This window comes from Virgisporangium aurantiacum (assembly GCF_016863635.1).
GTDB classification, from domain to species: Bacteria; Actinomycetota; Actinomycetes; order Mycobacteriales; family Micromonosporaceae; genus Virgisporangium; species Virgisporangium aurantiacum.
In genome coordinates this window covers 306,470-321,734 of the sequence record NZ_BOPG01000012.1, presented here as the reverse complement: position 1 = coordinate 321,734, position 15,265 = coordinate 306,470, and the positions used below count along the sequence as shown (strand labels likewise).

Annotated in this window: 14 protein-coding genes; 7 read left to right on the top strand and 7 right to left on the bottom strand. The window is 71.9% G+C overall.

What is annotated here, in order from left to right:
• The first annotated feature begins 11 nt into the window (after positions 1-11).
• Positions 12-1,238: an SGNH/GDSL hydrolase family protein gene (locus Vau01_RS10290; RefSeq protein ID WP_203989816.1), complete on the top strand. Its 1,227-nt coding sequence runs from the start codon at positions 12-14 to the stop codon at positions 1,236-1,238.
• Here the strand turns inward: Vau01_RS10290 and Vau01_RS10285 are convergent.
• Positions 1,235-2,110, bottom strand: a complete 876-nt coding sequence (locus Vau01_RS10285; RefSeq protein WP_203991112.1) for an AurF N-oxygenase family protein — start codon at positions 2,108-2,110, stop codon at positions 1,235-1,237. The genes Vau01_RS10290 and Vau01_RS10285 overlap by 4 nt on opposite strands.
• Before the next feature lie 49 nt (positions 2,111-2,159).
• Between Vau01_RS10285 and Vau01_RS10280 the strand changes: the two genes are divergently transcribed.
• The 3 genes from Vau01_RS10280 (at position 2,160) to Vau01_RS10270 (ending at position 4,912) form a co-directional block, all read left to right on the top strand.
• On the top strand, positions 2,160-2,840 hold the full coding sequence (locus Vau01_RS10280; RefSeq protein WP_203989814.1) for a TetR family transcriptional regulator: 681 nt from the start codon (positions 2,160-2,162) through the stop codon (positions 2,838-2,840).
• A gap of 60 nt (positions 2,841-2,900) precedes the next feature.
• The gene (locus Vau01_RS10275; RefSeq protein WP_203989812.1) at positions 2,901-3,212 is read left to right on the top strand and encodes a DUF4873 domain-containing protein; all 312 of its coding nucleotides are present in this window, start codon (positions 2,901-2,903) and stop codon (positions 3,210-3,212) included.
• Positions 3,213-3,358: 146 nt separating this feature from the next.
• Positions 3,359-4,912, top strand: coding sequence for a pectate lyase family protein (locus Vau01_RS10270; RefSeq protein ID WP_203989810.1), 1,554 nt, complete (start codon positions 3,359-3,361; stop codon positions 4,910-4,912).
• 190 nt (positions 4,913-5,102) lie between these two features.
• On the opposite strand, the gene Vau01_RS10265 is transcribed toward Vau01_RS10270, so the two are convergent.
• On the bottom strand, positions 5,103-5,816 hold the full coding sequence (locus Vau01_RS10265) for an alpha/beta hydrolase family protein (protein ID WP_203989808.1): 714 nt from the start codon (positions 5,814-5,816) through the stop codon (positions 5,103-5,105).
• Positions 5,817-5,827: 11 nt separating this feature from the next.
• The gene (locus Vau01_RS10260; RefSeq protein WP_203989807.1) at positions 5,828-6,442 is read right to left on the bottom strand and encodes a TetR/AcrR family transcriptional regulator; all 615 of its coding nucleotides are present in this window, start codon (positions 6,440-6,442) and stop codon (positions 5,828-5,830) included.
• Between the two features lie 75 nt (positions 6,443-6,517).
• On the opposite strand from Vau01_RS10260, the gene Vau01_RS10255 reads away from it, so the two are divergent.
• Positions 6,518-7,327 carry a DUF427 domain-containing protein gene (locus tag Vau01_RS10255; protein ID WP_203989805.1) on the top strand — a complete coding sequence of 270 codons (810 nt, stop codon included), beginning with the start codon at positions 6,518-6,520 and terminating at the stop codon, positions 7,325-7,327.
• On the opposite strand, the gene Vau01_RS10250 is transcribed toward Vau01_RS10255, so the two are convergent.
• Together Vau01_RS10250 and Vau01_RS10245 are read right to left on the bottom strand one after the other, a co-directional pair.
• Entirely contained in the window at positions 7,317-8,327 is a 1,011-nt protein-coding gene (locus tag Vau01_RS10250) for an aldo/keto reductase (RefSeq protein WP_203989796.1), read from the bottom strand. The two genes, Vau01_RS10255 and Vau01_RS10250, sit on opposite strands and share 11 nt — an antisense overlap.
• Before the next feature lie 10 nt (positions 8,328-8,337).
• Complete coding sequence (locus Vau01_RS10245) at positions 8,338-9,654, bottom strand: amidase (protein WP_203989794.1); 1,317 nt, start codon at positions 9,652-9,654, stop codon at positions 8,338-8,340.
• A gap of 23 nt (positions 9,655-9,677) precedes the next feature.
• Between Vau01_RS10245 and Vau01_RS10240 the strand changes: the two genes are divergently transcribed.
• Positions 9,678-10,823, top strand: coding sequence for a winged helix DNA-binding domain-containing protein (locus Vau01_RS10240; RefSeq protein WP_203989786.1), 1,146 nt, complete (start codon positions 9,678-9,680; stop codon positions 10,821-10,823).
• On the opposite strand, the gene Vau01_RS65215 is transcribed toward Vau01_RS10240, so the two are convergent.
• Positions 10,820-11,161, bottom strand: a complete 342-nt coding sequence (locus Vau01_RS65215) for a UBP-type zinc finger domain-containing protein (protein WP_203989784.1) — start codon at positions 11,159-11,161, stop codon at positions 10,820-10,822. The two genes, Vau01_RS10240 and Vau01_RS65215, sit on opposite strands and share 4 nt — an antisense overlap.
• A 148-nt stretch (positions 11,162-11,309) precedes the next feature.
• Entirely contained in the window at positions 11,310-12,344 is a 1,035-nt protein-coding gene (locus Vau01_RS10230) for a LacI family DNA-binding transcriptional regulator (protein ID WP_203989782.1), read from the bottom strand.
• A gap of 274 nt (positions 12,345-12,618) precedes the next feature.
• Between Vau01_RS10230 and Vau01_RS10225 the strand changes: the two genes are divergently transcribed.
• Positions 12,619-15,243: a glycoside hydrolase family 78 protein gene (locus Vau01_RS10225; protein WP_239151470.1), complete on the top strand. Its 2,625-nt coding sequence runs from the start codon at positions 12,619-12,621 to the stop codon at positions 15,241-15,243.
• The last annotated feature ends 22 nt before the right edge of the window (positions 15,244-15,265 follow it).

Below are 15,265 nucleotides of genomic sequence, written 5' to 3'. Positions count from 1 at the left end.
TGGGAGGCACGATGCGGCTCCTACTGGCCGGACTGTTCGCCGCCGTGCTCGCGCTACCGACGGCGGCCGCGGCAAGGCCGACAACCGCGGCCCTTCCCACCGCCGCCGTCGCGATCGGCGACAGCTTCATCAGCGGCGAGGGCGCCGGCAGCTACCAGCCGGTGGTCGACGTCAACGGCGCGGCGCAAGGCTTCCCGGGGTGGTCGGCGCCGAACAGCAACGCGTTCTTCTGTCACCGCTCGGCCAACGCGTCGATCTTCCAGGCGGCGCTGCCGGGGATTCAGGCCCGGTTCAACCTGGCGTGTTCGGGCGGCCAGCCGCACGATCTCGCCGCGGCGTCCAACACCCGGACGAACGGCCGCGCCGTTGCCGCGCAGCTCGACCAGCTCCGCGCCGTCGCACAGACCCACGACATCGACGTGGTGCTCGTCGGCCTCGGCTCGAACAACAGCTCGTTCACGTTCGGCGACGTGGCGTCGAAGTGCGCCAACCGGTTCATCGCCGACGCGTGGACCGGATGGTGGGAGTTCTGGGCCTACCTCGGCGGCCCGGTGCCGCAGAACCCGTGCTCCGCCGCCGATCTGGCCACCGCGCAGCAGTTCGCCGCCGCGCAGGCCGAAACCGTCACGGCCGCCCGGGCGTTGCTGACCACGCTTGCCGCGGTGGACGCCGACGGCCAGCACACGATCGTCTTCCAGGACTACACGAACCCGCTGCCGTTCGACGTCGCCCAGCCCTACATCGAGGAGGACAACCGCGAGGACGACCGCGACAAGTTCCGCGCGCTGGGCGCCGAACGCTACGCCGCCGGATGCCCGGTGCACCGGGCCAGCCTCGCCGCCGGTCACCTGTTCTCGCAGGGCCTCGGCACGCTCGTCCAGCAGACGCGCAACCAGCTGGCGAGCGAGTTCCCCGGCCGCGACCTGCGCTACCTGAACGTGCAGCGCGCGTTCGACGGCGCCCGGCTGTGCGAGAACGCGGGCAGCCCGGCCGGCACGCTGGCCACCCCGATCCGGTTGCAGGACGGCCCGTCCGGCGTGTTCGTGACGAGCCTGTCCGGCTACGACAAGATCGCCATCCAGCGGATCGCCAACACGTGCGTGTCGTATTTCCAGACGTGCCAGGAGTCGTGGCACCCGAACGCCGCCGGCCACACCGTTCTCGGCCAGTGCCTGACCGCCGTGCTAACGACCGGGCAGCCCGTGGTGAACTGCATCCGCGGGGTGCTCGCGCCTTAAATCAGGTGCGCGCGTCGCCAGATCCGCCGAGACGGGCCGTCGATCAGATTCAGCGACTCCAGATAGGCGACGGCTTTCGACGCCGACCAGCTCAGCGTCGCGCGGAACTGCGGATTGGCCAGCGCCGCGCGTCGCCCGATCGACGGGTCGATGCCGACGCTGCGGTACACGTCCGGATGAACCAGCCGGCTCACGACGGACGCCGCCGCCCGCGCGATCACCATGCGGGAGTACGCGAGCGTGACCGGGCCGGCGTTCTCGACCTGCCGCGCCAGTTCCTCCCGCGCGTACTTGACGTGCCGCGCCTCCTCGACGACGTGGATGTGCGACACCATGCGGATCAACGGCTGCAGTGACTCGTCGGCGGCGATCTCGCGCTGGAACGCGTCCAGTATCTCCTCGGCGATGAGGATGGCGGCGTACATGTGCGGGCCGGTGGCGGTCGCCTTCAGGAAGCGGCCGAGCGTGTGGTCGCGCCACCGGGCCTTCGTCGGCTCGACGCCGAGCCGCTCGATCAGCCGGCCGAACATGATGGAGTGGCGGCACTCGTCGGCGACCTCGGTGAGCGCGTACTGGGCGTGCGGGCTGGTCGGATCCTGGTCGTAGTAGGCGCGGATGAGCATCTGCATGAGGACCGTCTCGAACCAGATGCCGGCGCTGGCGGCGCTCGCGACCTCGTGCTTGGTCAGCTCGATCCGTTGGTCGTCGCGCAGGCCCGCCCACAACGGCGTGCCGTACAGGCTGCTGCGCTCCGGTGGCAGCCAGTAGGCGCCGTCGACGAACGGCGCTGCCCAGTCGATCGTCACCGCCGGGTCGTACGACCGCCGGACCGACGCGGTGAGCAGGCGTTCCGCGGTTTCTTGCCGTCCCACTATGGCCTCCGGGTTGATGTAATCCTGGGTATCTGTTACTTCTAGTATCGTGCAACAGGGATCCAGAAAGAGCAATGGGGACGGGCGCCGCAGCCGCTGGTCGGCCCACCGTGAGCAGCGGCGGGCCGTGCTCGTCGAGGCCGCCGTGGAGGCGGTACTCCGGTACGGCCCGGAGGTCGACATGGCCCAGGTCGCGGCCGTCGCCGGGGTCAGCAAGCCGGTGCTCTACCGCTACTTCGCCGACAAGGCCGAGCTGTGGCTGGCGGTCGGCGAGCACGTGGCGCAACTCGTGGTCGCCGAGATCGTCCCGGTGGTGGCGCGGGTGCGGGCCGAGCGCGAGCTGGTCTCCGCGACCATCGACGCCTATCTCACCGCGATCGGCGCCAACCCCGACCTGTACCGGTTCCTGGTGCACCAGTCCGGGTTGCCGGGCATGGCGCACCTCGTCGCCAACGCGGCCCGCACGGTCGCGACGGAACTCGCGCGCGCGGTCGGCGACCGGTTGCGGGCGCTCGGCCTCGACGCCGGTCCGGCCGAGCCGTGGGCGTACGGCATGGTCGGCATGGTCCAGTCGGTCGGCGACTGGTGGATCCGGCACGACCGCCCGATCAGCCGCGCCGCCCTCACCGAGTACCTCACGACGCTGCTCTGGCACGGCCTCGAGGGCGTCCGGGCGTCCGCCGACCTTTCACCGTTGCACATACAAGGTGACGCACGTGAGCGAGCGTGAGCGAGCGAACCATCAACAGAGTGCCCGCGAACGCATCGCGGAGCGGAGCGGAGCGATCGCGTGAGCGCTGAATTCGTGGGTGAGGCTGTTCTGCGCGGCGGCGACGTGCGGGTTTCCGTGCGGGTGGGGCTTTCCGGGCACGTCGACCCGCTCGACGGCCGGTTCCACTGGGGCGGCCGGATCGACCCCGACGAGCGCGTGGTCGGCCTGCTGCGCGCCGGCCGTCGCGACGTCACGCTCCAGGTGGGTGACGCGCGGCCGCTGCCGGCCCGCCTCACCGAGGCCGACCCGTGGGGCGGCGTGATCCTCGCCGCCACCGGCCGGCCGCCCTGGCCGGCATCAGAACTGTCCACAGTGGACGATTCCGCATGATCACGTTTCACTGCAACAATCCTGCAAATCGATTCCATTGACGTGGCTCGCTTCCTCTCCCTAGCGTCCTTAGGAAAGCGCTTTCCTTCCCCCGAGGATGACCGTGCGGCACCGCCGCCCCGCGGTCGGAGCGCAGAGGAGGAACCATGAACGCACCACCCCGCCGGCGGCGTCTGGTCGCGATCGGCGCTGCCACCCTGGCCGGCGCCGTGATTGCCTCGCTCACCCTGTTCAACAACCCCGCGCAGGCCGAGACGCTGTTCAGCGACAACTTCGAAGACGGCAACAACAGCGGCTGGTCGAGCTCGGGCGGCTCGTGGGCGGTCGCCAGCGACGGCTCGAACGTCGACCGCCAGAGCAACGCCGGCTCGGAGCGGGCACGGCACTTCGCCGGCCAGACGAGCTGGACGAACTACGTCGTGCAGGCCCGGGTGAAGGCCAACTCACTGGCGTCGAACGGCGTCGTCGGCCTGCTCGCGCGGGCGTCCAGCTCGACGAAGTGGTACCGGCTGGCGCTGCTGCCGGGCAACCAGGTGGCGCTGCAGGCGCAGAACGGCAGCTCGGTCACCACGCTGGGTTCGGTCAGTACCACCGTCTCGACCGGCACCTGGTACACGCTGCGCCTGACCGTCAACGGCAGCACCATCTCCGGCACCGTCAACGGCACGAGCGTCGGCTCGGCGACCAACACCGCCGGCTCGGCCGGCCGGGTCGGCTTCTACACCGAGTTCGCCGCCGCGTCGTTCGACGACATTACGGTCGACACCGTCGGGTCGGGACAGCCGACCGACCCGCCGACCTCGAACCCGCCGTCGAACCCGCCGGGCAGTTCGCAACCCCCGACGGGCCCCGCCCCGACGGGCCTGGTCGGCTGGGCCACCCAGGGCGGCGGCACGACGGGCGGCGGCAACGCGTCCTCCGTCACCGTCACCAGTTCCTCGGCGCTCACCAGCGCGATCGCCGGTACCAACGCCTCGGTGGTGCGGATCTCCGGCACGATCTCGTGCTCGGGCATGCTGCGGGTCGGCTCCAACAAGTCGATCCTCGGCGGCACGCTCGTCGGCTGCGGCCTGAACGTGGCCAACGCCAGCAACGTGATCATCCGCAACGTCACGTTCCGGGACTGGAACGACGACGCGATCAACGTCCAGTACTCGACCCGGGTGTGGATCGACCACAACAGCCTGTCGAACGGCTACGACGGCGCGATCGACATCAAGCGGTCGTCGGACTTCGTGACGGTGTCGTGGAACCGGATCTTCGACCACGACAAGTCGATGCTGCTCGGCCACGACGACGGCAACGGCGGCGAGGACATCGGCCACCTGCGCGTCACCTACCACCACAACTGGTTCGACGGCACCAACCAGCGGCACCCCCGGGTGCGGTTCGGCAACCCGGTGCACGTCTACAACAACTACTACGGCGGCGTCTCCAGCTACGGTGTCGCCTCCACCGAGGGCGCCGGTGTTCTGGTCGAGGGCAACTACTTCGAGAACACCGAGGACCCGTACCACCTGGGTGAGGGCGACTCCGGTCCCGGCACGCTGGTGGCCCGCAACAACTGCTTCGTCAACTCCGGATCCGGCCAGGCCGGCGGTTCCGTGGCGAGCATTCCGTACTCCTACACGCTCGACACCGCCTGCAACGTCAAGTCCATCGTGACGGCGAACGCGGGCGCGGGGCGGATCTCCGTCTGACGCTCGGGTACCTGCAAGCCCGCAGCGCACGTCCCCCCGCACAGTGCGGCGGCCGGGTCCCCGACCCGGCCGCCGCCGCGCGCCCACCCCCTGCGCGCCGATCTTGCAGTTGTGGTGCCAGGTTGCGACGGCTTTGCCCCCTTTTGATAGGCACCACAACTGCAAGATCGACCTGCGTACGGGGGAGGGGCTAACCGGCGGCGCTGAGGTGACGCGCGAAGAAGCGTTCCCAGCTTTCGGCCTCGAAGGACGGCGTTGCCAGATGGCCGCCGGGGTTCAGGTGCAGCGACTTCTCCCGCGACCCGAACCGGTCGAACAGCGCGAGCCCCGCCTCGCGCTCGACGATCTCGTCGTCGGACTGCAGCACGAACTCGATCGGCACGGTCACCCGCGCGGCGGCGGACGGGAGCGTCTCGTCGCCCGGGTGCAGGCCGGCCAGGCCGAACACGGCGGCGACGATCCGCGGCTCCTCGGCCACCAGCGGAACCCCGATTCTCGTGCCCATCGACACGCCCCAGTAGCCGACCGGGTGGGCGTCGCCGACGACGGGCAGCCCCTGGAGGTGGTCGAGGGCGGCCCGCCACTCGGGCACCGCCTCGGCCGCCCGTTGAGCCGCCGCGGCGGCCGTCGCGGGGTCGAGTTTGCGTTTCTCGGCGAGGCGGCGGCGCAACTTCACGGCGGTGAGCGTCGCCTCGGCGGTGGTGACCCGGTCGCCGTGGCCGGGGGCGTCGAGCGCCGCGACCGCCCAGCCGTACCGCTCGACGTACCGGGCCGCCCGGCGCACCAGCGGGTCGGCCCTCTTGTGCTGCGAGCGGCCGTGGCACATCAGCACCAGCGGACGCCCGCCGGTGGCGCCGGCCGGCGTCCACAGCACGCCCGGCACACCGTCGACCGTGAAGTCCATGAGCACAGAACCTACCGGCACACGGCGTTCTCGGCCGCCAGCACGATCAGCCGCGCGACGTCGTCGACCGGCAGGCCGCGGCCGGTGTAGAGGGCGTCGAACGCCTCGAAGCCGGTGAGCACGAACAGGACGTGGGCGGCGTCGTCGGCGCTCAGGCCGGGCCGCAGCGCGTCCTGTTCGGCGAGTCGACGGGCCAGGTACTCCATGCCACCGGCACGGGCCTCGTCGGCGCGGCGCATCGCGCCGGCGGTGGCCTCGGGGTCGACCGCCGACGTGGAGAACAGCACCCGGTGGACGTCGCGGTACACCGCGTACACCTCCATGCCGGCCCGGAACGCCTGGCGCAGGTGCTCGCGGGCGTCGGGGTGGGCGACCGCGGCCGTCACCCGCTCGAAGCCGCCGCGCCGGAGCACGTCGGCCGCGAGGGCGTCGAACAGCCCGGCCCGCGACCCGAACACCTGGTAGACGGTGGACCGGGCGACCCGGGCCGCGCGGGCGATCTCCTCGACGCTCACCGGACGCGTCGGTGTGGCCCGCACCCGCTCGTACACCGCGTCGAGGATGCGTGCGCGGGTCGCCTCCGCCGACTCGGCACGCAACCGTTGCTCGTATCTGCGGGTCGTCATCGTCGGGCATCGTACATTCCGATTGACACCCTGTCTTCTGAAAGACAGGGTGTCCGATGAAAAGGGAGGGACGACATGAGGATGTCCGACGCCATGGCCGGCCTGCGCGACCAGCTGCGCCACGAGCCGACCGAGAAGCGGATCCGGGCCGAGCTCGGCGGTCGCCTGGTGGTCGACACCACGCGGGCCGTGCTCGTGTGGGAGCCGCGCCGGATCTGTCCGCAGTACGCCGTCCCGGCGGAGGATCTGTGGGCGAGTCTGGAAAGCGACACGGCGCGGGAGGCCGGGGCGGGTGTGCTCCACCCGGGCATTCCGTTCGCCGAGCACTCCACGCCGGGGGAGTCGTTCACCCTCACGGCCAACGGCGAGACGCGGGCCGCGGCCGCGTTCCGGCCGGCCGATCCCGACCTCGCGGGCCACGTGGTGCTCGACTTCGCCGCGTTCGACACGTGGTTCGAGGAGGACGAGCCGATCCGGTCGCACCCGCGCGACCCGTACCACCGCGTCGACATGCGGGCCGCGTCGCGGCACGTGCGCATCGCGTACCAGGGCCGGCTCCTGGCCGACACCACGAGCCCGACCCTGGTCTACGAAACGAGCCTGCCGACCCGCTTCTACGTCCCGCGCGAGGACCTCGTGGGAGACCTCACGCCCAGCGACACGACGACCTTCTGCCCCTACAAGGGCGAGGCCACCTACTTCTCGATAGCGGGACGGCGCGACGCGGCCTGGACCTACGAGCACCCGCTGCCCGACGCCGCACCGCTGAAGGATCTGGTCGCCTTCTACGACGAGGTCATGGACGTCACCGTCGACGGCACCACGCGCACCCACCCGGACACCCCCGTCACCCGGGCGCTGCGCGCCGAATTCCTTACGGAATGACGCGGGCGCGCTGGTTCACGCCCGGCCCGCCGTACGGGTAGTCGGCCACCAGCGGTGCGCTCGCCGCGTCCAACAGCTCTTTCTCCTCAACAGAAAGATGGACGCCCGCGGCGCCGAGGTTGTCGTCGAGTTGCTCGATCGTGCGCGCGCCGAGGATCACCGACGTGACGGTCGGCCGGTCGGCGAGCCACGCCAACGCGACGACGCTCATCGATACGCCACGGGACCCGGCGACCGACCGGACGGCCTCGATCACCTGCCACGTGCGTTCGTTGTTGCGCCGCGCGTACGCCTCCACGCCCCGGTTCGGGTTCTCGCCCAGCCGCGTCGCGCCGGTCGGCGCCTCGTCGGCCGAGTACTTGCCGGTGAGCCAGCCACCCGCGAGCGGCGACCACGGCAGCACGCCGATGCCCTCGTTCTCGCACACCTGGAGGATCTCGAACTCGATGTCGCGGGCGAGCAGGTTGTACTGCGGCTGCAGCGTCACGATCGGCGTGAGCCGCAGGAACTCGGTGAGCAGCGCCGCCTTCTGCAACTGCCAACCGGTGAAGTTGCTGACCCCGGCGTAGCGGATCTTTCCGGCGCGCACGGCGTCGTCGAAGAAGCGCAGCGTCTCCTCGATCGGGGTCAGCGGGTCCCAGGCGTGCGCCTGGTAGAGGTCGACGTGGTCGGTGCCGAGGCGGCGCAGGCTCGCGTCGAGCGCGCGGCTCAGGTGCGTGCGGGTGAGCCCGGCGTCGTTGGGCCCGTCGCCCATGGGAAAGCGGCCCTTGGTGGCGACGACGACCCGGTCCCGGTGCGCCGGCAGCCACCCGCCGACGATCTCCTCCGAGACGCCGCGGCTGTACACGTCGGCCGTGTCGATGAAATTGCCACCGACGTCGAGGAAGCGGTCAAGTTGTTGGTGGGAGCCCTTTTCGTCGGTCTCCGCGCCGAAGGTCATCGTGCCGAGACACAGCGTGGACACCAGCGTTCCGGTCTTGCCGAGCGTACGAAACTCCATGCGGGTAACGCTATAACGCCTTCTCGACAACGGCGGCGATCGCGAGGAGATCGGCGTCACCTCCGGGCGGGCCGACCAGTTGCGCGCCCACCGGCAGCCCGGTGGTGGGGATCGGCAGCGAGATCGCGGGCAGGCCGAGGACGCTCCACGGCGTGTTGTGCGCGAGCAACGCGTCGCGCGGCGACGTCCAGCCGCCGCCCACGTCGGTGTCGCGCGCGTGCAGCGGCGGCGCGGTGATCGGCACCGTCGGCAGCAGCAGCACGTCGAGGCCGGACAGGCGGCGCGCGGCCGTCGCGCGGACGGCCGCGAGGCGGCGCAAGGCCCGGGCATATTCAAATCCGGTGACGCGCGCAGCGTCGTCCAGTCGCGTCCGGATCTCGTCGTTGAAGAGGTCGGGGCGCTCGACGAGCCGCTCGTGGTGCACGGCAACGGCTTCCGCCGACTGCACGGTGAGGTAGACGTCCCGCAGTTCGGCGGCGTCGTCCACGTCCACCGGTCGCAGCCGGGCGCCGGCCCGGGCGAGCGTCTCGACGAGCGCGGCGAAGCTCTCCCGGACGACGTCGTCGAGGCGGTCGAAACCGGTGGGCAGGCCGACGCGGAGGTCTTTCAGCGCGGGTCCCGGCATCTCGCCGCAGCCGGCCAGGACCCGCCAGCCCGCCGCGGTGCCGGCCACGTCGGTGGCGAGGACACCGACCGCGTCGAGCGACCACGACAGCGGGAACACGCCGTCGGTCGGTATGCGTCCGATGCCGGGCCGGATGCCGGTGACCCCGCACAGCGCCGCCGGGATCCGGACCGAACCGCCGGTGTCGGTGCCGACCGCGAGCGGCACCAGCCCGGCGGCCACCGCCGCGGCCGAGCCGCTGCTCGACCCGCCGGCCATCCGCGCCGGGTCGTGCGGGTTGGCGCACGGCCCGTTGGCGGCCCGGTCACCGGTCGGCCCGTAGGCGAACTCGTGCGTGCTGGTCTTGCCGACGATGACCGCGCCGGCCTGTTTCAATCGCGCCACGACCGTCGCGTCGCGGGTGGGTGTGTGGCCGGCGAAGTGCCGCGATCCCATCGTGGTGAGCAGCCCGGCCGTGTCGACGATGTCCTTGACCGCCACCGGCACCCCGTGCAGCGGACCGCGCGGCGGTTCGTCGCGGGCGGCCCGGGCCGCCTTGCGGGCGCCCTCGGCGTCGACGGTGACGAACGCGTTGAGTACCGGCTGGGACGTGGCGATCGCGTCGAGGGCGGCGTCGACGAGGTCGACCGGATCGGTGGCACCGGAGCGCAGGCGCTCGACGGTGTCGGCCAGGGTCAGCCCGCGGAACGGTCCGGTGGTCATCGGCCGACTCTAGACTCTGCCCGGTGACATCTGGTGCCGCCCTCACCGCCGGTCAGCTGAACCGGGCCACGCTCGCCCGTCAGCTGTTGCTGAACCGGGAGCCGGTGCCGGTCGGTGCCGCCGTGCGGCGGGTGGTCGCGCTGCAGGCGCAGGAGCCCGCGTCGCCGTACCTGGCGCTCTGGAACCGCGTCACCGATTTCGCCGCCGCCGACCTCGACGCGGCCTTCGCCGGCGCCGAGGTGGTCAAGGCGACGCTGATGCGCATCACGCTGCACGCGGTGCACGTCGCCGACTATCCGGTGTTCCACAACGCGCTGTTGCGGGTGCTGCGCGGCCCGCGCCTCGGCCACGCGCGGTTCACCGACAGCGGACTGTCCATATCGGACGCCGACGAGCTCGCCGTTCACCTGCTGGCGTTCGCGGCCGCCGGCGCCCGCACGAAGGCCGACATCGAGGCCATGTTCGAGGAGCGGCTGGGGCACCGGCATCGTGGCGTGTGGTGGGCGCTGCGCTGCTTCGCGCCGCTGGTGCAGGTGCCCACCGGCGGCCCGTGGTCGTTCGGAACGCGGCCGGTGTTCCGAACGTATGCCGACCCGCTGCCGGTCGCGCACGGCGAGGACTCGACGCGGCGGCTGGTCCGCCGGTACCTCGACGGCTTCGGGCCGGCGTCGATCGCCGACATCGCGCAGTTCACCCTGCTGACCCGCACGGCGGCCCGCGACGCCGTCCGCGCGCTCGGCGACGACCTCGTGGTCCGCACCGGCCCCGACGGCGCGGACCTGTACGACGTCCCCGGCGCCCCGCTGCCGCCGGCCCGGACCCCGGCGCCGCCGCGCCTGCTGCCGATGTGGGACAGCACGCTGCTCGCCTACGCCGACCGCGGCCGGATGATCCCGCCCGAATACCGCACCCTGGTGACCCGGATCAACGGCGACGTGCTGCCGACCCTGCTCGTCGACGGCCACGTCGCCGGCGTGTGGCGTCCGTTGGGGAATGGGATCGAGGCGACCGCGTTCCGGCCGCTGTCGGCGCGGGCGTGGAAGGGACTCGCGACCGAGGCGGCCGCGCTGGTGGAGTTCCTGGCCGACCGGGACCCGTCCGTCTACCGCCGGTACGGCCACTGGTGGGCGAAACTGCCCCCGGGTTCCGAGGTGCGCACGCTGGGCTAACCCAGCTGCTCGTGGACGTAGCACCACCGCCACGTCTCGCCCGGTTCGGCCGACTGCATCACCGGATGTCCGGTGTGCTCCGAGTGCGCCGTGGCGTGCCGCCCCTTGGACGAGTCGCAGCAGCCCACGTATCCGCACGTCAGGCAGGTACGCAGGTGCACCACCGGTCCGTCGGATTCGGTGTGGTCGTCGCAGTCCTGGGGCGAGCCGACGTCACGGGCCGGGAAGGCGAGCAGGTGTTCGCATCCGGCCGGCCCCTCGGGCGTCTCCTCGACCCGTGCCCCCCGCCGGGCCTGCAGCCGCTGCCGGAACCGCCGGAACGGCGTATCCCGCTCCATGTCCCTGGCCAAAGCCTCCGCACTCAAATCCCCACGCCCAGTAACCATGCCCCCATCCTCCCACCCCGCCCCTCCTCGTCGATCTTGCAGTTGTGGTGCCTCACAAAACCGGGCAATGACGGGTGATCCCGGCACCACAACTGCAAGATCAACTGGTGCTGGGGGGTGCGGTGCTGCGACGGGGGACGAGGGTGGGGGACAGCGTGAGGAGCGCGGAGCGTTCGCGTTTGCCTTCCACGCGTTCGAGGAGCATCCGGGCGGCGTTGACGCCCATCAGGTGGCCGTCCTGGTCGACGCTGGTCAGGGAGATGGGTCCCAGGGCGGCGATCGACGTGTTGTCGTAGCCGGCGACCGAGATGTCGCCGGGCACGGCCAGACCCGCCTCGTGGACGGCCTGGAGCGTGCCGATCGCGGCCGCGTCGGCGCCGGCGAAGATGGCCGTGGGGCGCACCGGGCGGTCGAGCAGTTCCCTCGTCGCCGTGTAGCCGCCCTCCTCGGTGTAGGTGCTGCCGACCACGTCGACGTAGTCGCCCAGGCCGCGGCGTTCCATGGCGTTGCGGTAGCCCTCGGCGCGCACGGTCTGCGGCATCGTGGTCGGGCTGCCGCGGCGGGTGTACCGGTGCTCGATGTGCGCGATGCGGAGGTGGCCGAGGTCGGCGAGGTGGTCGACCACCAGGCCGGCGCCCACCTGGTCGTCGTCGACGACCGCGTCGTAGTCGGCCGAGCGGCCGTGCCGGCCGATGACCACGGTGGGTACGGCGCGGGCGGTCTCCTCCAGGAAACGGCGGGCGACGATCGGCGCGATGAGGATCAGGCCGTCCATCTGGCGGTCGACCATCGCGTCGATGCTGCGGGTCTGCGACTCGGGTTCGCTGCCGCCGGGGCCGAGCAGCACCTGGTAGTTGGTGGCGCCGAGGTGCTCGACCATGCCCTCGATCAGTTCCGGGAAGAACGGGTTGCGCACGTCGGGGACGAGGACGCCGACGGTGTACGTCTGCCCGCGCATCCCGCGCGCCGCGGCGTGCGGCCGGTAGCCGAGTTCGGCGATCGCCTCCTGTACCCGGGTCTGCATCGCCGGGCTGACGCCGTACGCGTTGCGCAGCACCTTCGACACCGCGGCGGGGGAGACGTTCGCGCGCTCGGCGACGTCGGCGATGGTGATCCGGCGCGGTGCGGCGCTCATGGAGACTCCCATGGGTGTTTGTAGAACGAACTACAACCGTAGATCGGGATTGTAAGTTACGCAGCCCAAGGATCGGCCTTGACATCCGGCGCGACGCGTCACAACAATGGGGAACGCTCTACGAAATGTTGCCGTAACTCACCGGCCCACCCACCCCCGGGGCCGCTCCCACATCACATTCCGTGCCCGTAGCCCGCGGCGACCTCCCTGGATCACCCGTGCCCGGGCCTTCTGCGACCCATTGAATGAATCGTTTCAGCATCATGGAGGTTGCGTGTCATCACGCGTCGTCGGCCTGCGGGCCGAGCATCACCGCGATCCGGTGGGGATCGGCTCCGCGTCGCCGCGCCTGTCGTGGCGGGTGGAGTCCGACCGGCCGGGCTGGATCCAGTCCGACTACGAGATCGACGTCGACTCCACCGTGTCCACTGTGGAGGGTCCCGACCAGGTGCTGGTGCCGTGGCCGGCCGCCCCGCTGGAGTCCCGGCAACGCCGGACCGTGCGGGTCCGGGTGCGCGGCCGCGACACGGACGAACCGTCGCCGTGGAGCGAACCGCTGGTCGTGGAGGCGGGCCTGCTGCTGCCGGGCGACTGGACGGCGCGGATGATCGGACCGGCGACGGCGCCGGAGCCCGGCGTCGACGGGCCGGCCGTGCTGCTGCGGCGGGAGTTCGACCTGCCGGCCGCACCGGTCAGCGCACGGCTGTATGTCACCGCGCACGGCGTCTACGAACTGGAACTCAACGGCGCGCGGGTCGGCGACCACGTGCTCGCCCCGGGCTGGACCAGCTACCGGAACCGCCTGCGCTACCAGACGTTCGACGTCACCGGCCTGCTGCGCGCGGGCGCCAACGCGGTCGGCGGCTGGCTCGCCGACGGCTGGTTCCGGGGCCGGCTGGGCTTCCGCGGCGGTCGCCGCGATCTCTACGGCGAGCGGACGGGCCTGCTGGCCCAGCTGGAGGTGACCTGCGCCGACGGCAGCACCGTCGTCGTCGGCACCGGGGAGGAATGGCGCACCGCGCCCGGCCCCGTCGTCGTCACCGGCCTGTACGACGGCGAGCACCACGACGCGCGGCTCGAACCGGACGGCTGGTCGGCACCCGGATTCGACGACAAAGCCTGGGCTCCGGCCGCGGAGCAACCGTTCGACCCGGCGGTGCTCGTCGCACCCGACGGGCCGCCGGTGCGTCGCACCGAGGTCGTCCGGCCGGTGTCGATCGGGACCTCACCGACCGGACGCTCCATTGTGGACTTCGGCCAGAACATCACCGGTCGGCTGCGGATCCGCCCGTCCGGACCGGCCGGCACGACGGTGACGCTGCGGCACGCCGAGGTGTTGCAGGACGGCGACCTGTGCGTCCGTCCGCTGCGGTCGGCCGCGGCGACCGACGTGTACACCCTGCGCGGCACCGGCGGGAAGGAGGAGTGGGAGCCGCGGTTCACCGTGCACGGCTTCCGCTACGCCGAGATCGACGGCTGGCTCGGCGAGATCGCGGCCGAGGACGTCGAGGCGGTCGTCTGCCACACCGACATGACCCGCACCGGCTGGTTCACCTGCTCCGAGCCGCTCCTCGACCGGTTGCACGAGAACGTCGTCTGGAGCATGCGCGGCAACTTCCTCGACGTCCCCACCGACTGCCCCCAGCGCGACGAACGCCTCGGCTGGACCGGCGACCTGGCCGTGTTCGCACCGACGGCCGCGTTCCTCTACGACTGCACCGGCCTGCTCACCTCGTGGCTCGCCGACCTCGCGGCCGAGCAACGCGAGTACGGCACGGTGCCGTTCTACGTGCCGTGGGTCGGCCTGCTCGGCGACCCGAAGCCGGCCGCGGTGTGGGGCGACGTCGCGGTGACCGCGCCGGCCGTGCTGCACGAGCGCACCGCCGACGTCGCGTTGCTGCGCGCCCAGTACGCGAGCATGCGCGGCTGGGTCGACGAGATCGCCGACATCGCCGGCGCGAACCGGTTGTGGGACGACGGTTTCCAGTTCGGCGACTGGCTCGACCCCGCGGCGCCGCCGGACCGGCCCGCGGCGGCGCGTACCGACCCGAACCTGGTGGCCACCGCGGCGCTCGCCGGCAGCAGCCGCACCCTCGCCCGCATCGCGGAACTGCTCGGCGAGGAGGCCGACCACCGCCGCTACACCGACCTCGCCGACGCCGTCGCGGCCGCGTTCGACGACGAGTTCGTCACCCCGAACGGCCGCCTGGCCAGCGACGCGCAGACGGCCTACGCGATGGCCCTCACCGGCGACCTGCTCGCCAAGGAGAACCAGCGCGAGCGCGCCGGCCGGCGGCTGGTGGAGCTGGTGGCCGCCGAGGGCCACCACGTCGGGACGGGGTTCGCCGGCACGCCGCTGATCTGCGACGCCCTCACGTCCGTCGGAGCCGTCGACTCCGCGTACCACCTGGTGCTGCAGCGCGAGTGCCCGTCGTGGCTGTACCCGGTGACGATGGGCGCCACGACGATCTGGGAACGCTGGGACAGCCTGCTGCCCGACGGCACCGTCAACCCCGGCGAGATGACGTCGTTCAACCACTACGCGTTCGGCGCGGTCGCCGACTGGCTGCACCGCGTGGTGGCCGGTCTCGCGCCGGCCGCGCCCGGCTACCGGCGGGTGTCGGTGCGGCCGCTGCCCGGCGGCGGGCTCACCCACGCGTCGGCGGCGTTCGACAGCCCCTACGGCCGCATCGCGGTGTCGTGGCGGCGCGGCAGTGGCGTCGACAGTGAGCGGCTCGACGTCGACGTCACCGTGCCGCCCGGCGTCACCGCCGTGGTGCACCTGCCGAACCCCTCGGTCACCCCGGTCGAGGTGGGGTCCGGCGAACACCGGTTCACCTGCTCGTTCCGCGCACCGGCCGATGACCCGAAACCACCCGCACCACCGTCTCCCTTCTGACACCATCATCCGGAGGACCCCC

Excerpts from the sequence above, each read along its gene's own strand:
- Vau01_RS10245 (WP_203989794.1), bottom strand. The coding sequence starts at position 9,654 with ATGACCACCGGACCGTTCCGCGGGCTGACCCTGGCCGACACCGTCGAG.
- Vau01_RS10265 (WP_203989808.1), bottom strand. The coding sequence starts at position 5,816 with ATGGACTTCACGGTCGACGGTGTGCCGGGCGTGCTGTGGACGCCGGCC.
- Vau01_RS10290 (WP_203989816.1), top strand. The coding sequence starts at position 12 with ATGCGGCTCCTACTGGCCGGACTGTTCGCCGCCGTGCTCGCGCTACCG.
- Vau01_RS10260 (WP_203989807.1), bottom strand. The coding sequence starts at position 6,442 with ATGACGACCCGCAGATACGAGCAACGGTTGCGTGCCGAGTCGGCGGAG.
- Vau01_RS65215 (WP_203989784.1), bottom strand. The coding sequence starts at position 11,161 with ATGGAGCGGGATACGCCGTTCCGGCGGTTCCGGCAGCGGCTGCAGGCC.
- Vau01_RS10250 (WP_203989796.1), bottom strand. The coding sequence starts at position 8,327 with ATGGAGTTTCGTACGCTCGGCAAGACCGGAACGCTGGTGTCCACGCTG.
- Vau01_RS10230 (WP_203989782.1), bottom strand. The coding sequence starts at position 12,344 with ATGAGCGCCGCACCGCGCCGGATCACCATCGCCGACGTCGCCGAGCGC.
- Vau01_RS10270 (WP_203989810.1), top strand. The coding sequence starts at position 3,359 with ATGAACGCACCACCCCGCCGGCGGCGTCTGGTCGCGATCGGCGCTGCC.
- Vau01_RS10255 (WP_203989805.1), top strand. The coding sequence starts at position 6,518 with ATGAGGATGTCCGACGCCATGGCCGGCCTGCGCGACCAGCTGCGCCAC.